The organism is Mameliella sp. LZ-28, from assembly GCF_012274245.1.
GTDB lineage: Bacteria > Pseudomonadota > Alphaproteobacteria > Rhodobacterales > Rhodobacteraceae > Antarctobacter > Antarctobacter albus.
This window is the reverse complement of record NZ_JAANYX010000016.1, coordinates 21,692-37,885: the sequence shown is the minus strand read 5'-3', so window position 1 is coordinate 37,885 and position 16,194 is coordinate 21,692. Positions and strand designations below refer to the sequence as shown.

22 protein-coding genes are annotated in these 16,194 nt (G+C 57.5%); 6 read left to right on the top strand and 16 right to left on the bottom strand.

Annotation, left to right across the window (positions count from 1 at the left end; translation table 11 throughout):
• Positions 1 to 270: 270 nt before the first annotated feature.
• From G9Q80_RS12030 to G9Q80_RS12010, 5 genes are read right to left on the bottom strand one after another with little or no spacing between them, the layout of a single operon-like run.
• Complete coding sequence (locus tag G9Q80_RS12030; RefSeq protein ID WP_157903889.1) at positions 271 to 1,416, bottom strand: aminotransferase class V-fold PLP-dependent enzyme; 1,146 nt, start codon at positions 1,414 to 1,416, stop codon at positions 271 to 273.
• A gap of 2 nt (positions 1,417 to 1,418) precedes the next feature.
• Positions 1,419 to 2,420 (bottom strand): proline dehydrogenase family protein, encoded by a 1,002-nt coding sequence (locus G9Q80_RS12025; protein ID WP_088716887.1) that lies wholly within the window; start codon positions 2,418 to 2,420, stop codon positions 1,419 to 1,421.
• A 3-nt stretch (positions 2,421 to 2,423) separates the two neighbouring features.
• Entirely contained in the window at positions 2,424 to 3,503 is a 1,080-nt protein-coding gene (locus G9Q80_RS12020) for a fatty acid desaturase family protein (RefSeq protein WP_088716886.1), read from the bottom strand.
• A gap of 19 nt (positions 3,504 to 3,522) precedes the next feature.
• The gene (locus G9Q80_RS12015; RefSeq protein WP_088716885.1) at positions 3,523 to 3,816 is read right to left on the bottom strand and encodes an AzlD domain-containing protein; all 294 of its coding nucleotides are present in this window, start codon (positions 3,814 to 3,816) and stop codon (positions 3,523 to 3,525) included.
• Positions 3,806 to 4,510 (bottom strand): AzlC family ABC transporter permease, encoded by a 705-nt coding sequence (locus G9Q80_RS12010; protein WP_088716901.1) that lies wholly within the window; start codon positions 4,508 to 4,510, stop codon positions 3,806 to 3,808. The genes G9Q80_RS12015 and G9Q80_RS12010 overlap by 11 nt, the downstream gene beginning before the upstream one ends.
• 102 nt (positions 4,511 to 4,612) lie before the next feature.
• Here G9Q80_RS12010 and G9Q80_RS12005 point away from each other — a divergent pair, with 102 nt between their 5' ends.
• Positions 4,613 to 5,065, top strand: a complete 453-nt coding sequence (locus G9Q80_RS12005; RefSeq protein ID WP_088716884.1) for an Lrp/AsnC family transcriptional regulator — start codon at positions 4,613 to 4,615, stop codon at positions 5,063 to 5,065.
• Between the two features lie 256 nt (positions 5,066 to 5,321).
• On the opposite strand, the gene G9Q80_RS12000 is transcribed toward G9Q80_RS12005, so the two are convergent.
• Positions 5,322 to 6,521, bottom strand: coding sequence for a DNA polymerase Y family protein (locus tag G9Q80_RS12000; RefSeq protein WP_088716883.1), 1,200 nt, complete (start codon positions 6,519 to 6,521; stop codon positions 5,322 to 5,324).
• A gap of 51 nt (positions 6,522 to 6,572) precedes the next feature.
• On the opposite strand from G9Q80_RS12000, the gene G9Q80_RS11995 reads away from it, so the two are divergent.
• Entirely contained in the window at positions 6,573 to 6,878 is a 306-nt protein-coding gene (locus G9Q80_RS11995; protein WP_088716882.1) for a hypothetical protein, read from the top strand.
• Between the two features lie 9 nt (positions 6,879 to 6,887).
• The gene (locus G9Q80_RS11990) at positions 6,888 to 7,577 is read left to right on the top strand and encodes an SOS response-associated peptidase (protein WP_088716881.1); all 690 of its coding nucleotides are present in this window, start codon (positions 6,888 to 6,890) and stop codon (positions 7,575 to 7,577) included.
• Here the strand turns inward: G9Q80_RS11990 and G9Q80_RS28740 are convergent.
• The gene (locus tag G9Q80_RS28740) at positions 7,566 to 7,673 is read right to left on the bottom strand and encodes a helix-turn-helix domain-containing protein (protein WP_121497624.1); all 108 of its coding nucleotides are present in this window, start codon (positions 7,671 to 7,673) and stop codon (positions 7,566 to 7,568) included. The genes G9Q80_RS11990 and G9Q80_RS28740 overlap by 12 nt on opposite strands.
• A 229-nt stretch (positions 7,674 to 7,902) precedes the next feature.
• Here G9Q80_RS28740 and G9Q80_RS11980 point away from each other — a divergent pair, with 229 nt between their 5' ends.
• Both G9Q80_RS11980 and G9Q80_RS11975 read left to right on the top strand, forming a co-directional pair.
• A complete protein-coding gene (locus G9Q80_RS11980; protein WP_088716880.1) occupies positions 7,903 to 8,475 on the top strand; it encodes a biotin transporter BioY in 573 nt (190 codons plus the stop codon).
• Positions 8,472 to 8,903 (top strand): DUF1284 domain-containing protein, encoded by a 432-nt coding sequence (locus G9Q80_RS11975; RefSeq protein WP_088716879.1) that lies wholly within the window; start codon positions 8,472 to 8,474, stop codon positions 8,901 to 8,903. Before G9Q80_RS11980 ends, G9Q80_RS11975 begins: the two co-directional genes overlap by 4 nt.
• Here G9Q80_RS11975 and G9Q80_RS11970 read toward each other — a convergent pair.
• The 6 genes from G9Q80_RS11970 to G9Q80_RS11945 form a co-directional block, all read right to left on the bottom strand.
• Complete coding sequence (locus G9Q80_RS11970) at positions 8,900 to 9,493, bottom strand: energy-coupling factor transporter transmembrane component T family protein (protein ID WP_088716878.1); 594 nt, start codon at positions 9,491 to 9,493, stop codon at positions 8,900 to 8,902. The genes G9Q80_RS11975 and G9Q80_RS11970 overlap by 4 nt on opposite strands.
• Positions 9,490 to 10,155: an energy-coupling factor ABC transporter ATP-binding protein gene (locus G9Q80_RS11965; protein ID WP_088716877.1), complete on the bottom strand. Its 666-nt coding sequence runs from the start codon at positions 10,153 to 10,155 to the stop codon at positions 9,490 to 9,492. Before G9Q80_RS11965 ends, G9Q80_RS11970 begins: the two co-directional genes overlap by 4 nt.
• A 14-nt stretch (positions 10,156 to 10,169) precedes the next feature.
• Positions 10,170 to 10,739, bottom strand: coding sequence for a biotin transporter BioY (locus tag G9Q80_RS11960; protein WP_088716876.1), 570 nt, complete (start codon positions 10,737 to 10,739; stop codon positions 10,170 to 10,172).
• A 10-nt stretch (positions 10,740 to 10,749) separates the two neighbouring features.
• Positions 10,750 to 11,682 (bottom strand): phytanoyl-CoA dioxygenase family protein, encoded by a 933-nt coding sequence (locus tag G9Q80_RS11955; RefSeq protein WP_088716875.1) that lies wholly within the window; start codon positions 11,680 to 11,682, stop codon positions 10,750 to 10,752.
• 210 nt (positions 11,683 to 11,892) lie between these two features.
• Positions 11,893 to 12,528 carry a recombinase family protein gene (locus G9Q80_RS11950; RefSeq protein ID WP_231017865.1) on the bottom strand — a complete coding sequence of 212 codons (636 nt, stop codon included), beginning with the start codon at positions 12,526 to 12,528 and terminating at the stop codon, positions 11,893 to 11,895.
• Between the two features lie 127 nt (positions 12,529 to 12,655).
• The gene (locus G9Q80_RS11945; protein ID WP_088716874.1) at positions 12,656 to 12,898 is read right to left on the bottom strand and encodes a hypothetical protein; all 243 of its coding nucleotides are present in this window, start codon (positions 12,896 to 12,898) and stop codon (positions 12,656 to 12,658) included.
• 266 nt (positions 12,899 to 13,164) lie between these two features.
• Here G9Q80_RS11945 and G9Q80_RS11940 point away from each other — a divergent pair, with 266 nt between their 5' ends.
• The gene (locus G9Q80_RS11940; protein ID WP_088716873.1) at positions 13,165 to 13,422 is read left to right on the top strand and encodes a hypothetical protein; all 258 of its coding nucleotides are present in this window, start codon (positions 13,165 to 13,167) and stop codon (positions 13,420 to 13,422) included.
• Positions 13,423 to 13,432: 10 nt separating this feature from the next.
• Here G9Q80_RS11940 and repC read toward each other — a convergent pair whose 3' ends face one another.
• From repC to G9Q80_RS11925, 3 genes are all read right to left on the bottom strand, one after another.
• Positions 13,433 to 14,626 carry a replication initiation protein RepC gene (gene repC, locus G9Q80_RS11935; RefSeq protein WP_088716872.1) on the bottom strand — a complete coding sequence of 398 codons (1,194 nt, stop codon included), beginning with the start codon at positions 14,624 to 14,626 and terminating at the stop codon, positions 13,433 to 13,435.
• Positions 14,627 to 14,942: 316 nt separating this feature from the next.
• Complete coding sequence (locus tag G9Q80_RS11930) at positions 14,943 to 15,716, bottom strand: hypothetical protein (RefSeq protein ID WP_088716871.1); 774 nt, start codon at positions 15,714 to 15,716, stop codon at positions 14,943 to 14,945.
• 222 nt (positions 15,717 to 15,938) lie between these two features.
• Complete coding sequence (locus G9Q80_RS11925) at positions 15,939 to 16,166, bottom strand: hypothetical protein (RefSeq protein ID WP_232788328.1); 228 nt, start codon at positions 16,164 to 16,166, stop codon at positions 15,939 to 15,941.
• Between the last annotated feature and the right edge of the window lie 28 nt (positions 16,167 to 16,194).

Sequence of the window (16,194 nt, the reverse complement as noted above, 5' to 3'; positions counted from 1 at the left end):
GACGCCGCTCATGGGGCTTGCGTGGGGGAACCGGCGGTTCCCGATACGGACAGGGCGCGCTCGCGCGGCCTGGCCCAAGGATGCAGGGGGCGTTCGGCTTGCCCGAATCCCCCCTGCCAGTGTGATCCCCGCGCGAGCGCGGCGATCACAGATTATCGTCCAAGGCCCAAAAAAAGGCCAGCGCGAGGCTAGCCTAGTCTGCGGGGATTTCCGCACAGGAAGTTCAATTGAACGAGGCGTCGGGGCAAACTACGTGCCTCAGGACAGTCCTCAAGCAAGCATATCCTTCAACGCCGCCACCACCAAATCTGCATGCTCGACTGTGATCTTGTTGGATGACAACCGCACTCCCTCTATATGTCCTCTGGGAAGCATATAAAGCGGGGTATGAGACCCCTTTATGCGCCAGGCAGCAATCCGGTGCTCTCTGAGGTTCCTCACCACCTCTTCGGCGGGAATCTTTTTATGACGAAACGAAAATATACCTCCACGGTTCCTACCAGGATCGATCGGTATGACCCCTTCAAGAGCGGAAACGCCTTCGCGAATTCGGAAAATGCCATCGTTTAGCCGATCCCCGCCATGCAGAGCCTCCTCGATGGCCCGTGACAAGCCGATGATGGCCCCGCAATTACGCTCCCCCATTTCGAGGAAGCGCGCATTTCCCATGTCTTTTTCGATCCGGCCATCGGCTTTGATATCAGAAAGGTGAAGATCGACAAATCCGGGAGACATCCTGGCTCTCAGCTGTGCTGAGACAAAGGCAAACCCGGTGCCCCGGGGGCCGCACAGGAATTTACGCCCGGCACCAGTGAGCACATCGCAACCGGTTGCGTGGACATCAATCTGAACCTGACCAACAGCCTGGCAGGCATCCACGATGTAGACAGCTTGGTATCCCGAGAGGATTTCACCGATGGTCGCAACAGGATTTATGATGCCACAGCAAGATGGAACATGCACGACGGACACGAGCCCAACGTCATTTCCCATGTTTGATTGCAGCCATTCTAGGTCGATTTCACCTTTATCAGTACAGGGTATCGTGATCAGTTCGAGTCCTTCCCGTTCCGAGAGATCCTTCAGATACTGAAGGTTCCCAGCGTATTCGTATTCGGTTGTAAGGATGCGGCGCGCGCCTTTAAACGAAAGTCGGCTCACGACTTCCGTCCACGCCCGGGTAGCGTTGTCGAAGATCGCGATGTCAGCCGCAACGCACCCTAAGAGGGTGCCAAGATTTTCGTAGACGCGCTCGTCAAGCTCGACGTGATGATCGAGCTCAGTGTCATAGGCCCCGACCTGCTGCTCGATTTTCAGGTATGTCGTAGTTGCGGCCAGAACCTCATCAGAAACGGGCCCCGATCCGGCCATGTTCAGATATGCGGTTGGAACGCGCGGTGAGGTGAGTGCCGTCATCTTCAGTAGTCCGCGCCGAAGACAACCCGGTCTGGGTTGTAGAAATCTGCCAGCGCCTGCAGGGCATTCGGCGGATGCTCGGCAAGCCGGTGCAAGAAATGAAGAAGCCATTCTTCCCCGTAAACGCCGGTTATGCGGCACCGATGCCCCTCGTTGTTCAGTGTGTGGAAAAGACTTGGGTTACATCCATGTAGCCCCTCCAGCTCTTCGGCCGCATCCAGGAGGCCGCGGGCATTCAACATGTCGATGATGGCAGGGTCATGCGTTGCGACAGCGAAACGAGACCCGGCCTCGGCGAGCTTCTCGATGCATTCCACATATCGAACATCCAGCTCTTTCCCGCGCGGCAGCGTCAGCGACGAGTGCTCATCATAGACACCCTTCACAAGGCGGATCTTACGCCTGGTCTTGATTAGCTTGGGCAGATCAACCTCGGTACGATGCATGTAGGCTTGGATAGTCAGACCAAGATTTTCATGCGAAGGGGCCAGCTGGTGAAAAGCATCCAGAATGGTGTCGGTCTGGGTGCTGCGCTCCATGCTAATCATAATCGTGGCACCTTGCTCGGCAGCCACCTTCGCAATGCGCGCCGTATTCGTCATCGCGAGTTCGCGGCTTATAAGCATGCCGACACTGGAAAGATCAAAGCCAAGCTGTAGCCCATCCGAAAACGGGCGCCCGCGCGCATGTAAGAGGAAGCGGATGTTTTCCTCCACAACCTGCTCGACCTGACCGCCATCGGATATCTCCTCACCAACAAACTCGACGCCGGCGAGGTATCCCTTTACTGACAAAACGTCGAACTTATCGGCGGCTTCGGACATTGACTTGCCGATGATGTATCGCGCCACCGTTTCGGTGAAAAACTGCTTGATGAATGGGTCGGCCGAGAACTTCTCACGGATTACAGGGTGAGCAGCGATTTTCCTGAGACCCTTTGCGACATCCTGATGCAAAGCATGAAGATTTTGCGATGAAGCTTGACGGAATTCTGGCTTGGTCATAAATCAGGCTCCTTGTGCCAGCGGATGTTGGAGAAGGATGCGCTGAGCAAAGCTCGGTCGATTTGGATCGCGTTCCTCGCGCGAGATTTCATCCTTGTACTTTCTGACGTAGGAGATCAGCGTCTCTTCTTCAGGATGTCTCCGCGTGAAGATGCCGCCCCACATTGCATCCCACTTCCGATAGGACGGGTCCTCAAGGAGCACTTCGTGCGCCCTCTTGAGGTTGTAGAAGGGGATCGTCGGAAAGATGTGATGCACCAAGTGGTAGCGATCATAGTGCCGGCCGAAGAGGAAATTCTCGACTGCCCAACCATGGCGGTTACGCGTCATGAGAAGGCGCTTATTCTCTGACTCCGGCAGCGGGTAGTGCTCCGCGAGTTCAGCACACCAACCGATCGCGATGTAGGTTGTAAAACACGGTACGATCCAGAAAAGTAGGAATTCGAGCCAGATGTTGAACCAGGTCACCAGTCCTAAGACGACGATCCAGGTCGCAGCAAACATGATCCGGTCGCTCGTGACCGAGATCGGCATGCGGATGACAATCTTGTCCTTCGTGAAGAGAATGCGGTCCTGATAGATATACTTGATATACTCCCAGGATCGATACCCGATCAGAGCCAGAACGAGGTTCTTCAAGATGAACCGGCTGTGGCTTTCTTTGGCCTCGTATAGGCCCAGCAGAATGTGAAAATTGTAATCTGGGTCATCTTCCGGGTCGCCGAAATGACGATGGTGAAATCCCACGTGAGAATTTCTATAGGGCGTAAACATGTGGAAGATCAGGTAAGACGTCAGAACCGTCCCGCCCAGGAAATTGAGCAGTTTGTTCTTGGCAAAGTGAAAATGCGCAGCCTCGTGAAGAATATTGGCAAAGGTGCGCTGCGCAGACCCGATGATAATGATGGCAAGCGGATAGAACCAATAGGATACTCCAACGCACAGATAAATCGACCCTGCGATGAGAGCATATTCAAACGCGAGGGTGCGGACGGCGGCGACGTTGCTGGGCTCAGAGAAATGCTTGAGCTGGCGAAGAACATCCTTGCGTATTTCAAAATCGTGTTCGGCGTAGTCCATCATAGCCTCCGAAAGTATTTTTTTACAGTAGGTTACTGACCAAAGCGAAAGTGATGACGCCCCCGATCATGGTCAGCACGACATTGTTGGTGTAAATCGCGATCATCAGGGTGATCGCCGCAGCCAGCCATCCAACTTGAGTGATGCTGGACAGGGATGAGGCAACGAGCGCCACAATCAAGAGCCCTGGAAGCTCATCGAGCACCCAAGCGAAGCGGGACCTCTGGATCATGTTCCCCGTGACCAGGCCAAGCACGCGGATCGCATAGGTAGCGACTGCCAGCCCCCCAATCAGATACAGAATGTCATGGTTCATGGTTCTGCCTCCTGACGAAGCGCAGTAACTGCATGAAAAGCAGTCCCCCGATCGTTGCGATGACGATGGAATTCGCTGTCGCAAATCCCAATCGGGAAGCAAAAATAGCAATCGCGAACGTGACAGCCCAAGGGGCTAGGTCGGACCGGCCCCGCCACATGCCTCGGCCCATAGCAATGAACGCAGCCGTAAAGGCGAAACCCAGGCCAAGTTTCTCAAGATCCGGCACTGTGGAACCAGCGATGGCACCCATAGTCGTCGATGTCACCCAGGTCAGGATCATTACCGCCCCGGCTTCAACCAGGAAGCGTGCGCCGATAGATCGGTCTTTGTTTGCTTCGGAGACCGTTAACGCCCAGCTTTCATCACTGGTGATATGGATAGAAATGAGCTTCGCCCAAAGCGGCATCCCCTTGAGCATGTCGGCAATGGAAGCAATGATTCCGATGTAGCGCAGATTCAAAATAGCCCCTGCGAAGACTGCCCCCACGACACTTGATGTCGCAGCATACTGGTCAACTGTGACTATCTGCGCCGATCCGGCATGGACCAGCCCGCTCATGACAGGGACTGACCACCAAGGTACGCCTAACTGAACAGCTAGGAACCCGAAGGCGAACCCGTAGAGGGCGGCACCCACGGCCAGGGGGAGGATGGCAACGAAGCCAGATTTGGTGACTGCTGCGGTGTACATAAACCGCATAATTTGGTGGATTATATCAATATCATATAGCTTTTTTCCCCCAATATCGATTTTTCATTACACTTTATATGTGGCATGTGATCATACTCGATCATGGATGGTTTGGATCGAAAAATTCTTGCTCTTGTTCAAAGCGACTCACGGATCACGATCCAGGAACTCGCGGAAAGAACGGGCGCTTCCACCGCTTCTGTTCAGCGCCGACTTCGCGCCATGCGCGAGGCCGGTACCATCAAACGGGAGGTCGCATTGCTCGACCAACAGGCCCTCGGCCTTGGGATTACGGCAGTTGTCTCGGTGGATCTTGAGCGGGACAGCGTCGAACAGACGGAAACCTTCAAGCGGAAGGCCAAAAACGACCCTCACGTCACAAATTTCTATTGTATCGCAGGGGACTCGGACTTCGTCATGATCGTCGTAGCGAAAAACATTCAAGACTATGAAGCCTTTACGCAGCGGTTTTTCTTCGCTGATAAGAATGTCAGGAAATTCCGGACTTCCATCGTTGTCTCCACAGTCAAGGCCACTTTGGAGATGCCGCTTTGAATGGATAGTCACTTTCGCTGCTGCGAAAGCGACCGTTACCCGGATGGGCCGAGACTGGCCCCCTGACAGGACCATGCGCCGCGCCGCCCGGTGGCTCGGGACGAGACGGCGGGCGGCGCACCTTGGCGCAGGGACGGGCAGGGGGAAAGGCTCGGGGCGCAGGCCGCTTGCCGGCCGAAGCCTAGGGCGCGGTCCTGGGCGGGCGTGTCCTCGAGCAACCGCACGAGGTCACGAACGACCGGGATTCGTCATGAAACTACCCTTTCTCGAAGAATCCCGGATGATCCTGATGCACCCCATAGCTGACGACTCTCTGACCAAACCGGCGATTGATCCGGTCAATGGTTTCCGCCAGCTTTTCCCGCTTGTTCGCCTCACCCGGCGCCAGCGGCAGAAACAGCTCGCCCGGCCGTTCGGAAAGCGGGATGACTTCGCCCAGGTGAACGCCGATTGACAGCACATAGCCGTGACGCTCGTGGCGAAACTGCACCCATTCGGCTTCGAACAGCTTCAGGAAAATCGCGGAATCCTGACTCGGCGTCAGGGTTTTCGCGCGAGACCAACCGCGGCCTTCAGGAAGACGGATCATAAGGGAAAACCGCCGGGCGCAAAATCCGTCACGGCGCATTCGCTCGACCGCTTTTTCAGTCAGCCATCGGCCAACCGGTCGCGCGGCATCGGGCCGACGATACTGCGGAGCGAGAACCTTCGAGTTGCCGTAGCCGTTTCGCTGCGTCGGCAAGAGCGGAATCTCCATGCCCTGCAAGGCTCGAACGAAACGCTCACCTTCGACGGAGCGCCAAATCTGCCGGGCGTGGCGAGGATCGAGCGCATAGAGTTCCGCGACGCCCCAAACGGCTGCACGCTGCAACCGGGCTTTGATGCCGTGCGAAATCCCCGGCAGATCGTCAAGCGACAGATGCGCGATACGGTCGGGCATGTTTTCCGGGGCAAGCCATTGCAACCCGTCCGGTTTTTCGAGCTTGCCCGCGATCTTCGCAAGCAGGTGGTTCGGCCCGATGCCCACGGAACAGCGCAGCTCCGATCCGACCTGTTCGCGAATTGCGGCCTTCAACCGGCGGCCGAGATCGAGCGCGGCCGACAGCTCCGCTGTCTGGCCGCCGAGGGCGACCTGAAATTCATCGACGGAGCGGACGGCTTGAAGCTCTGCGATCTGGTCGATGACGCCGGCGATCTTCTGGTTCACGCGAACGTAGAGGCGGTGGCGGCTCGGGCGGAAAATGATGCCTGGGCACAACCGGCGCGCGTCGTAGACGCGCGTTCCGGTTTTGACGCCGAAGGCTTTGGCCTCATAGGACGCCGCGACACAGGCTCCCGATTCGGCGCTGATAGCGGTAATGCCGACAGGTTTACCGCGCAGCGACGGATCGGCCTGCTGCTCCACGCTGGCGAAAAAGCTATTCATATCAATGTATAGAGACCGCATCGGGGTCATGCGTCACGATCCTGCTTGTCGAGAAATGCCATATGTTCTTATTTTGTTCTCATGGTAGAACGCAAGGATCAGCTTCGGAACGTGGCCTTCGGCGGCAATTGGTCAGAAGAAATTCTGATCGTGGGCGAGCTGCGCCAGGTGCTTGCCCTTGTCGAGACGGCCGCGGCCGATTGCGCGGATCGAGATGTGGAAACAGAAGAATTTCTCGCGGCCATGCTCTATGTTCGGAAGAACATCGAGAAAGGGCCGATGCTGACAGGTGCCTTCTTCAAGGCGCTGCGGATCGAAAATCAAAGCCTGCGCCGGGCCGAGGCCCTGCGCGTGGCGAAGATGATCCGAGGATGGGCCGGACTGTAGGGGCGCGGAATGTGCAATCTCTATGCGAACATCGCCACGGCAGAAGCCATGCGTCGGCTGTTTCAGGTCTCGGCCGACCTTGATCGGCTCGGCAACGCCGAACCGAGGCCGGCGATATTCCCGAAGGGGCTGGCGCCGGTGGTGCGCCTCGATGCTGACGGAAAGCGCGAGCTGATCGAAATGCGATGGGGATTTCTTACGCCGCAGGTGTCGAAGAAAACCGGCAAGCCGATCAAGCCCGCCGCCTGGAACAATGCGCGCGACGACAAGCTGCGAAAAAGCGGTCTCTGGCGAGGCAGCTATGAGGATCGGCGTTGCCTGGTCCCAGTCACGAGCTTCAACGAGACCAAGGGCAGGCAGCCGGCGACGGATTACTGGTTTGCGCTCACCGGCGAAGATCCCGATGGACGGCCACCCTTTGCTTTCGCGGGGCTCTGGCGCGGGGAAAACCCGGAGCTGATCGAAGAGGATGAGACGGAGCTTCGGCATACCGTGGTCACGACCGAAGCGAACGAGCTGATCCGGCCTATCCACGCGAAGGGGCGAATGCCGGTCATCATCGAAGCTCCCGATTATGAGACGTGGTTGTCAGGCGATCCGGATCAAGCCGCCGCGCTGATCCGGACCTTCCCGGCTGACAGGATGCGGATCGCTCTGCAAGGTGTCGGGGAAAAGGCGGATCGCGGCTCAGACGGTTGACCGAGCCGCAAGCTGATCGTCGCGGAGTCGCGTAATGGTCTCGCGGCTGACCGCCAGCCGCTTCGCGATCTTGGAAATGGATTCGCCCGCCGCCAACGCGGCCCGCGTTTACTCTTCGGCTTTGGCCGAAAGGGCGCGAGGGTGGCCGAGACGTTTGCCCTTAACCTTCGCAGCTTCCACCCCGGCATGTGTTCGCCCCCGCGCCTTACGGCGCTCCCCCAGAGGATATTTCAGGAAAGATGATGGGCAGCCGAACCGCTTTGTCCGCTCATGCTTAAGTGGTACCGTCGGGACTATTGGTTGGAACGGGAGCAAGGGGAACTAGATGCAAATTGGAACGGGCCAAGCTTGTCCTATTATCGTTGGACGTGAGGGGGCGCTGATCTTGGTTGGCGCGGCCGTAATACTGCTCAGCATCTCGTCCCACATAGAAATTCCGATGGTACCCGTCCCTATAACGGCTCAAACCTTTATGGTATTGACTGTGGGGGCCGTTTTGGGACCGCTACTCGGCGCTGTCGGGACCGTTATATGGCTACTCTGCGGCGCTATCGGTTTGCCTGTGCTTGCGGGTGGCGCAAGCGGCATCGGTCATTTTGCGGGACCGACCGCCGGATTTCTCTTCGCGTTTCCCATTGCCGCCCTCACTGTCGGCGTCCTGGTTTCCAGACGGCAGGGCCAGGGGTTTGCCTATCGGGCATGGTGGGTATTCCTGGCAGGTATCGCAGGGCACATCATTTGTCTCGGGCTCGGCGTGCTCTGGTTGAGCACGTCGATCGGCATAGGCGCAGCGCTCGAAAATGGCTTCTTTCCTTTCATCCTGGGGGGCATCATCAAGTCGGCCGCTGTTGCCGCCGTGGTGATCGGGATTGAGCACCAGAGGGGCAAGGCATCGTGATCGAACTGCGCGCGCACCATTTGCTGTGCATGCTGACGTTTGCTGGAAAGGGCTACTCACCAGGGTTTGTAGCCAAATTTCACTCTGTTGCCAGAGCCATCAACCAGGGAACCCCGGTCAAAATCATCGCAGGCCCCGATGAACTCTGCGCGTGTGTGATCGCGGAAGACCCCGAGCCACATTGCCATAACGCGTCCGTCACGGCCCGAGATCTGACCGCTGCGCGAGATGTCGGTGACAAGCTCGGTATCGTAATCGAACCCGGTACCATTCTCAGCTTCGACAACCAAACCATTGCTTTGATGCGATCATGGTTTCGCAGCGGAATAACACGAAGGGCCTGCATTGAATGCCAGTGGCATGAACTCTGCACGCGGCTGGCAGAAGACGACTTTGCCGGCTGCGAACTGGAAGGAACGCGCGGCTAAAGCGGCGACCGTGCCTGGATCGCCTCGGCGATTTCATCCCCAGTTTTTAAAGTCCGGACGACCAATGGGACAAGGAGAGCCTTCACGCTACGATCAAGGCCCCGGGCCTTCTGCGCCATGCGCACCTCGTCCAGCGTTGCGCGCACCAGTGGGATGAATCGGAGCGCAAGGGATATGGCGAGGGCGATGTGATCGGCCGGCACCCAGGAAGGAGCATGTTTGAGCCCCGCTTGAATGCCGTCGACAAACTCGCTCGTTTTCGTCGTCATGGTGATGAGCGACGCCGCGAGGATCAAGATTCCAAAGCGCACGACAACGAAAGCAGCAAGTTCGAGCCCCGCGAGAATGATTTGCGCGATGAAAATGATGGCAAGAATCCACAAGGCAGGACGGATCGCCCGATAGGCATGTGAGAACCCGATTCCAGCCAGCCAGTAACCTATGGCGACCAGGATCGCGCCCACAGCCAAGGGCACCCATCCCGACAAAACGAATAGAAGGGTGCAGAAGAGCACGAGCGCCAGGATCTTATAGCCGGGCGATATGCGATGAAGTGGGCTATTCCCGAAGACATAGAGGTCTACGATCATGCTGATCTCGCGATATAGTCTTCGATGACGGCGTTCGGCTCGCCATCCCCAACGATACGACCTGCCTCGATGTGGATGACCCGATCAAACTCGCGCAACAAATCCAGATCGTGCGAGACGAGAACAACATGCTCCTTGAGGTCCGTAATCGCTCGCATGAGGCGCTTTTTGTTCCAGAGATCGAGCAATGTGGTCGGCTCATCGAAAACGATCATCTGAGGCTGCATGACCAGGACCCCGGCGAGCGCAACCATCTGCCGCTCTCCGCCGCTCAGTTGATGTGTGAGACGATCTTTCAGGTGTTCGATCCGGAAGCGCGCCATCACCTCGGCTATGCGTTCTTTGATCGTCGCGCTTGGCAGCTTCAGATTTTTCAGGCCGAAAGCGAGGTCTTCGTCCACGATCGGATAGACGATCTGGTTGTCTGGGTTCTGGAACACGAACCCCACCTTTCGGCGCAACTCCTTCAGCTCGGTCGATCCTTCGAAAGTAATCGTACCCGAGCTGGGCTTTTCCAGTCCATTGAAGAGCCGGGCAAATGTGCTTTTGCCCGACCCGTTCCGTCCGATGATCCCAATGCGCTTTTCGTTGAGATCTATGTTGATATCGCTCAGGATCGGCCGGTCGCCTTTCTCGACAACCACTTGCGAGAAGGAGAGCATTGCTGATGTGCCCCCTACTCGGTCGTAGCGGCCTGGCGCTTGCGGGGCGTAATGATCGGATAGGACTTCTTTACGATCACGATCACGGCAGCCGCGATAAGGCATTTGATGATGTCACCGACGAAGAACGGGAGGGAACCGACGAAGGCGGCCCAAACAGAGATTTGGGCAACGAACGCGCTCCAGGGAATACCGATCGCATAGAGCACGACAATTCCCCCCACCACCGACGCCAGGAAGGCGTTGAGGTAGTTAAGCTGATGCCAGAAGCGCTCCACGAGGAAACCGACCACGAAGGCAGTGAAGATCCAGCCAATCAGATATCCCCCCGTAGGGCCAAGGAAAACACCAAAGCCCCCACGGCCTCCCGGAAGCAGGGGAAGCCCGATCGCAACGAGCAAAAGGAACAGAATCATCGACAAGCCGCCGCGTGTGGCCCCCAACACGCCGCCGGCGAGCATGGCGCCGAGAGATTGAGCGGTGATCGGAACGCCGACAACGGGCAGGGTGATCGGCGGAAAGACCGCCAGCGCGGCCATGATGGCCGCGAAGAGTGCGATAAAGACGATATCACGCGTTTCCATGTTTGCCCCCTTAAGCCAACTCACGTCGCACGAAGCGCTTGTCCCGGTCCGTAAAATACTCGCTGTCGGTCAACAGCGAGCCGTCTGGCAGACCGATTTCCATATGGGACCGCGTGAAGGCTTTGTGACCGTATTTTTCTGCCGGATATTCCAGGTTCCGGGCGCGTTGAAGATCGTAATGCGACCCGTCCTCGACGAAGCGCATCACAAAGGCAGCTCGCTTCGGCAGTGGTCCATCCTCCAGCATTATACTGCGGTGAACAACATATTTGTTGAACACGAGAACATCGCCCGGCTCGAAGTCATCCTCGACCTGATGATATTTGAGGATTTCGGCCATGGTGGGCGAATTGAGAATGCCCGAGCGCATGGCAAAATAGTCATCCATGGTCGTCTTTTCGCCCGCCTGTTCCTTGGCTTCGAGCGTGGAAATCATGGCTGGTTCGATCTGGTCATAGATGAACTTGCCAGATACGACCCGCTCAGGCACGTAGGCCATACCACCACGTTGGCCTGACTTGTGAACGGGATGGAGTGCTGCCCATATCGTGCAGCCAAATTCATCGGCAACCTGATAGCCAAAGCTTTGAACGCCGACATGCCAGGGGAATCCTTTGCTGATGTTCTTTTCCAATTCGAAGCAGAGCTCGAAAGTCAGGAACAGGTCCTTCTGCACGAGCGCCGTCAATGCCTTGCGAAAATACGGCCGGGCGATCAGCTCATAGATATCCGTTTTTTCGGTCTCGAAATCGTATTTGAGGCGGCTGAACTCGCTTTTAAAGTTCTCCGGCGCTCGGCTCATTTCCACCTCAACCCGATTGAGCAGGGTATGCACGACGTCAGGATTGAAGAATCCGTCCAACTTTACAAACCCGTCACGTTGAAATTGCTCAACCTGCTGGGGCGTTACATGAAAGTCGTTATCAAAAGGGTGTTCCTGCATCGCTGCCTCCGCTCTAACACCATGCTCGCGTCAGACTGCACCATTTCAAAGCTGAATGCTACCGGAGGATTACACGCCCAACTACTAAGGATGTCGGGCTGAGACCCGGTTAAGGGGCGATCCAGATCAAGCCTTGGCACTTATCCGAACCTTCTCGGCCGACAGGATGCGGATCGTCCTGCAAGGTGTCGGGAAAAGGCAGATCGCGGCTCAGTCGGTTGATTGTGCCGCTAGCTGATCGTCGCGGAGTCTCGTGATGGTCGCTCGGCTGACTGCCAGCCGTTTAGCGATCTTGGAAATGGATTCGCCCGCTGCCAACGCGGCCCGCGCATCCTCTTCGGCCTTGGTCGAAAGGGCGCGGGGGCGGCCGATGCGTTTGCCTTTGGCCCGCGCGGCAGCAAGCCCGATCTGGGTTCGCTCTCGAAGCAGGTCACGCTCGAACTGAGCAACGGCGTTGATGACATTCATGGTCAATGTTCCCGATGCACTTGTAAGATCCAGCCCAGGAAATGCGAGACAGTGAACGCGAACGGGAATTTTGGCCAACTCCGCAACTGTCGATGACACGTCGATCGCATCGCGGCCGAGGCGGTCGAGCTTCGTCACAACCAGTATGTCGCCCGGTTCCAGCCGATCGACCAGCCGCGCGAACTGGGGGCGCTGTTTCGCGGGGACGCTGCCGGAAATCGTCTCCGTAAGGATTCGATATTCCGGCATCTGGAAGCCCGCCGCCTCGATCTCGTGAACCTGCGATGCGACAGACTGCTCGACGGTCGAAACCCGAACATAGGCAAAGGTTCGGGGCGGGTCGGCCTGGGCCGGTGCGAGGGGTAAAGCTGAAGGCAATGAACACGTCCCTAGAGTGACCGAAATATCTGGCCGAAAAGTAGCATGCGTTCAAAACCCGAGAAAGGTAGTTTTGGACAGGTCCAGAGGCATGTTCCATAACGGTTCCTTTGTGGACACGGTTATATTAGAGATTATTGACGGCTTTGAGCTCAGCAGATTCGTCTTCGGACATGCAACGGGCTTGATCTGGATCACCCAAAGGAAACAGCGCACCTGCATATCCTTCGTTCGCGCAGATACTCGTGATGATTTCCCCGAAAGCTCTGCCATGCTGAAGGGCAATTTGGTGGCGCACGGCAAAACCCAAAGCGGTGCCGGTGATGAAGATCAAGAAGCCTATAGTCGTGGCCTTCTGTGCTGTCGTCATGTTGTGTTCTCCAAACGTTGGAAACAGTGTTCAGTGGGGGCTGTCTGCCCCCGCGCCTTGTGGCGCTCCCCCGAGGATATTTCAGGGAAGATGAAAGGACGGAAATCATCGCGATGTTGTTGTTCTGAGTCCATCATTATGATATTGATGGCCTTGCGATACAGGCAGGGATGCCGATGGTCGCGGAAGGTGAAAGCGTCATGCGCTGTTCTCCAAGAGGGTCGGGACCGCGAGGTGCCGGCCCTCTCTCGTAGAAAGGGTCTCACATGAAAATCATCCTGATTTTGGTGCTGTTCAACATGCAGTCGGGTTCCGAGGTCATCACGGCCGAGTTTGACGATGTGGAGGCGTGCGAGCTGGCGGCGCTGCGCACGTTCCAGGGCGTCAGCGCCGAGGTCGAAATGCGGGGGCTGGAGCCAGCCGGGGCAACGATCGCCGGCACGGTCATCGCGCACGGCGATGATGGTGCGGAGCTTGGCATGTATAGCTGCAATCCGTCGCGGTCGGATCGACGGAACGGTTAACCGCTGCATCCTAGTATCCTCGCCGGCGCTGCAAGCCGATCACGCTGCCGATGAGGTTGAGGTTGCCGCGTTTGTGCGCCCGGATCATGCCGCGCAGCGCACCGCCGGGGTTACGCACCGGGGTTTGCGGGTGGTCGCGGTTCGCATCGAGGACCAGGACGCAAAGGGTGGCGCCGAGGCGGCCGAGTTCGCCGCACGCGGATCGCCATGCGGAATAGTTGATCCCGAGCGGCGAAAGCATGTCGTGGGCGGCGTCGATCATAGTTTCCTTCGTGATCTGATTGGATCTTGCCTGAAGGGTCATCTGGAAGTCGGGCGATGCGAGCTTGAAAAGCTGCTCCGGTTCAAAAAGCGCCTCAAGTTTGGGGTTGATAACACCGCTATCCGCTTCACACTTATTTTCTCTGCAAATATCGGGGCCGGAAGGCCCCGATCTAAGGAATCCAGTGTGCGCGGGCTTGCCCGCGCTCCTTTCATCCACGCTAGCGTTACAGGATACAGAAGGATTCTGCTGGTTGTCCTCTTGTATAAAGGACCGGAAGGTTTCTGCCGGTTCACAGGAAGAATTAGGTAGGTTTTCAATGATCTCTTCGAGTTCCATGCACAGCTTGGCAGTGGCTTCGACATGGACTTCGAGGCGGTCCAGTCCGAGGGAATGAAGCCGGTCGGAGCGCGGCCAGGCATCAAACCGGGCGAGGACCGAGGCGACTGCCTCATCTTCCAGTGCTTCGGGGGCGAGCCGCGCGATTGCTTCCTTCATCCGGCGCAAGCGAACGCTGCGAAGGCTCTTCAGCTCCTTGATGCGCTTGGTCACGGCGCGCTTCTGGTCGCGCAGGGCCAACAGGTCGGCAAAGCAGGCTTTGAGCGGGGTGAAAAGCAAGCCCCGCCCGGTCCCGGCTTCGCGGGCACCGTTCGCCTTGGTGTCACGCTTCAGGATGTTCTTGCGCTCGAAGTTCCGCTCATGGCTGCGGAGCTGCCGTGCGGTCATTTGAAGGCGCTCGGCCATCGTTTCCTGGGTGCCGTAGAAGGTCGGATCGGCACCGGGTTCGATCCAGTCCTTTTCGCTCGTGCTGCCGATGAGCTTGGTCAGCACGAAGATTGCTGCGCCGCTCAGGTTTAGGTCGGGTCCGATCTCGCTGATAACCGCGATCACGTCGCGGCGGGTCATGCCCTGCGGCAACGCGACTTGTGGTGAGTGGTTCATTTCCTTGTCCTTTTCTGCTCGTTGGACAAGGCGGCAAGGCAAAGTTCTCCTGTTCGCACAGGTGCGTTTTTTGCTTGTTTGGCTGTCGGGAGGGTGGTAGAACCAGTCCTGAAAACAGATTGTGTTGGACCGTTCGGAACGCCAATTCCTTGGTTCTTAGACCCCCCCTCGCTTGGTTGCCGCCTTGCGGGGGGTTTGCTTTTCGGGGTGTCTGCTCTCCTTGCCTGTTCGATTCTTATGATCGTTCACGACAGGCATACTCTCTTTAGTTGCCTGTCGCAATTATAGTATTGAACGGCCTTCCTCGGCACTACTCTTAGTAGTTGACCTGCTCGAAACCATAGTTGCCTTGATAATCACGCCATTCCACGAAAACCGAACGGTGCCAGATGCCAGGGCAGTTCTCGCCAAACCGCTCCATTCCCGTGTGAGCTTCAGGCAAAGCGCCAACCGATGAATTGCGCCAATAGAAGTCTCCTTGGGTGCCATAAGACCCCATGCGGACGTTCGCCATGCGCGAGCAGTCGTCACGGGTCTCGCGCTGGCGGGCATAGGTCACATTGAAGACGCGGATCGAACGGACGAAATCGAACTCCGACCCGCTGATGTCGATGTCGGCCGTGCCGTTGTCGTCGCTGTATTCCCCTTCCTGCACGAAATGCAGGGCGAAGCCTTCAGGCAACCGCCGGGCAGCCCCGCCGCTCTGGCGAAGAACGGCGGGTTGCGGCTTAAGCGCGGCGTCCGTGAGTGGTGCGCTTGGAAAGGATTGCAGCGGCGGGGGGGCGCTGTCCTGCATAAGAATGTCAAAGAAGCGGGCCCGGTTCAGCTCGGACGGATCGACGTTGAAGGACGCGCCCATCGGACAGCGCCAGATTTGCAGGGGCGGCTCGACCGGCCAGGGTGTGATCCTGCGAATGAACTCTGCGCGGGCACGAGCACAAGGCTCTGAGGCTGGCCAGCCGCCCGAAAGGCAGAGCAGAATGGCACAGTCGATCTGATAGCTTTGTGCTTGTGCCCGCTCCGGGGCCGCGACAAAGCTGGACGCCGCGACGGCGCAGGCCAGTGCGGTTGTTCGGAGCAGCTTCAACATGGTATCTCCTTCGATTAATGGCGGTGCTATAAGGAAGAGCGCACTCTTATAATCTTGTGATAGGGCGAATGCAGGCCGATTGGCAACATATTCCGGTTGAAAATCATCTTGCAGGCCGGGGCAAGGGCGGTTCGCGCCAGCTTCTCGCAGGCGTTCATCTGCTCGGTTCGACCGTAAGGGTATCGACGGCCACAAGCGGAAACCCGCTCAACTATAGAGGTATCAGTCGTCGGAGACCACTTGATCGAAGAAGCGTCGGTATTCCTCACTGACCTCCTGCCCTTCCTGGAAGGCCCGCGCCCGCTCTTGATCGAGACATTGCAGGTAGACGCTGAAGTCCTCGAAGTAGATCTGGAAGTCGTCATAGATCAGGTCGCGATACTCCCTTGCGGACTCGATTTCGGCGGGAACGAAGGGCCGTTCAGGGGGAAAGCAGGTATTTGCTTGCACCCCGGAAGCCGAAAAAATAGACGACATT

Coding starts and splice junctions, on each gene's coding strand:
- G9Q80_RS11940 (WP_088716873.1), top strand. CDS start 13,165: ATGAAAATCATCCTGATTTTGGTGCTGTTCAACATGCAGTCGGGTTCC.
- G9Q80_RS11990 (WP_088716881.1), top strand. CDS start 6,888: ATGTGCAATCTCTATGCGAACATCGCCACGGCAGAAGCCATGCGTCGG.
- G9Q80_RS12010 (WP_088716901.1), bottom strand. CDS start 4,510: ATGTACACCGCAGCAGTCACCAAATCTGGCTTCGTTGCCATCCTCCCC.
- G9Q80_RS12005 (WP_088716884.1), top strand. CDS start 4,613: ATGGATGGTTTGGATCGAAAAATTCTTGCTCTTGTTCAAAGCGACTCA.
- G9Q80_RS12025 (WP_088716887.1), bottom strand. CDS start 2,420: ATGACCAAGCCAGAATTCCGTCAAGCTTCATCGCAAAATCTTCATGCT.
- G9Q80_RS11930 (WP_088716871.1), bottom strand. CDS start 15,716: ATGTTGAAGCTGCTCCGAACAACCGCACTGGCCTGCGCCGTCGCGGCG.
- G9Q80_RS11995 (WP_088716882.1), top strand. CDS start 6,573: ATGGTAGAACGCAAGGATCAGCTTCGGAACGTGGCCTTCGGCGGCAAT.
- G9Q80_RS12020 (WP_088716886.1), bottom strand. CDS start 3,503: ATGATGGACTACGCCGAACACGATTTTGAAATACGCAAGGATGTTCTT.
- G9Q80_RS12030 (WP_157903889.1), bottom strand. CDS start 1,416: ATGACGGCACTCACCTCACCGCGCGTTCCAACCGCATATCTGAACATG.
- G9Q80_RS11945 (WP_088716874.1), bottom strand. CDS start 12,898: ATGACGACAGCACAGAAGGCCACGACTATAGGCTTCTTGATCTTCATC.
- repC (WP_088716872.1), bottom strand. CDS start 14,626: ATGAACCACTCACCACAAGTCGCGTTGCCGCAGGGCATGACCCGCCGC.
- G9Q80_RS11980 (WP_088716880.1), top strand. CDS start 7,903: ATGCAAATTGGAACGGGCCAAGCTTGTCCTATTATCGTTGGACGTGAG.
- G9Q80_RS11960 (WP_088716876.1), bottom strand. CDS start 10,739: ATGGAAACGCGTGATATCGTCTTTATCGCACTCTTCGCGGCCATCATG.
- G9Q80_RS11970 (WP_088716878.1), bottom strand. CDS start 9,493: ATGATCGTAGACCTCTATGTCTTCGGGAATAGCCCACTTCATCGCATA.
- G9Q80_RS11965 (WP_088716877.1), bottom strand. CDS start 10,155: ATGCTCTCCTTCTCGCAAGTGGTTGTCGAGAAAGGCGACCGGCCGATC.
- G9Q80_RS11955 (WP_088716875.1), bottom strand. CDS start 11,682: ATGCAGGAACACCCTTTTGATAACGACTTTCATGTAACGCCCCAGCAG.
- G9Q80_RS12015 (WP_088716885.1), bottom strand. CDS start 3,816: ATGAACCATGACATTCTGTATCTGATTGGGGGGCTGGCAGTCGCTACC.
- G9Q80_RS12000 (WP_088716883.1), bottom strand. CDS start 6,521: ATGACCCCGATGCGGTCTCTATACATTGATATGAATAGCTTTTTCGCC.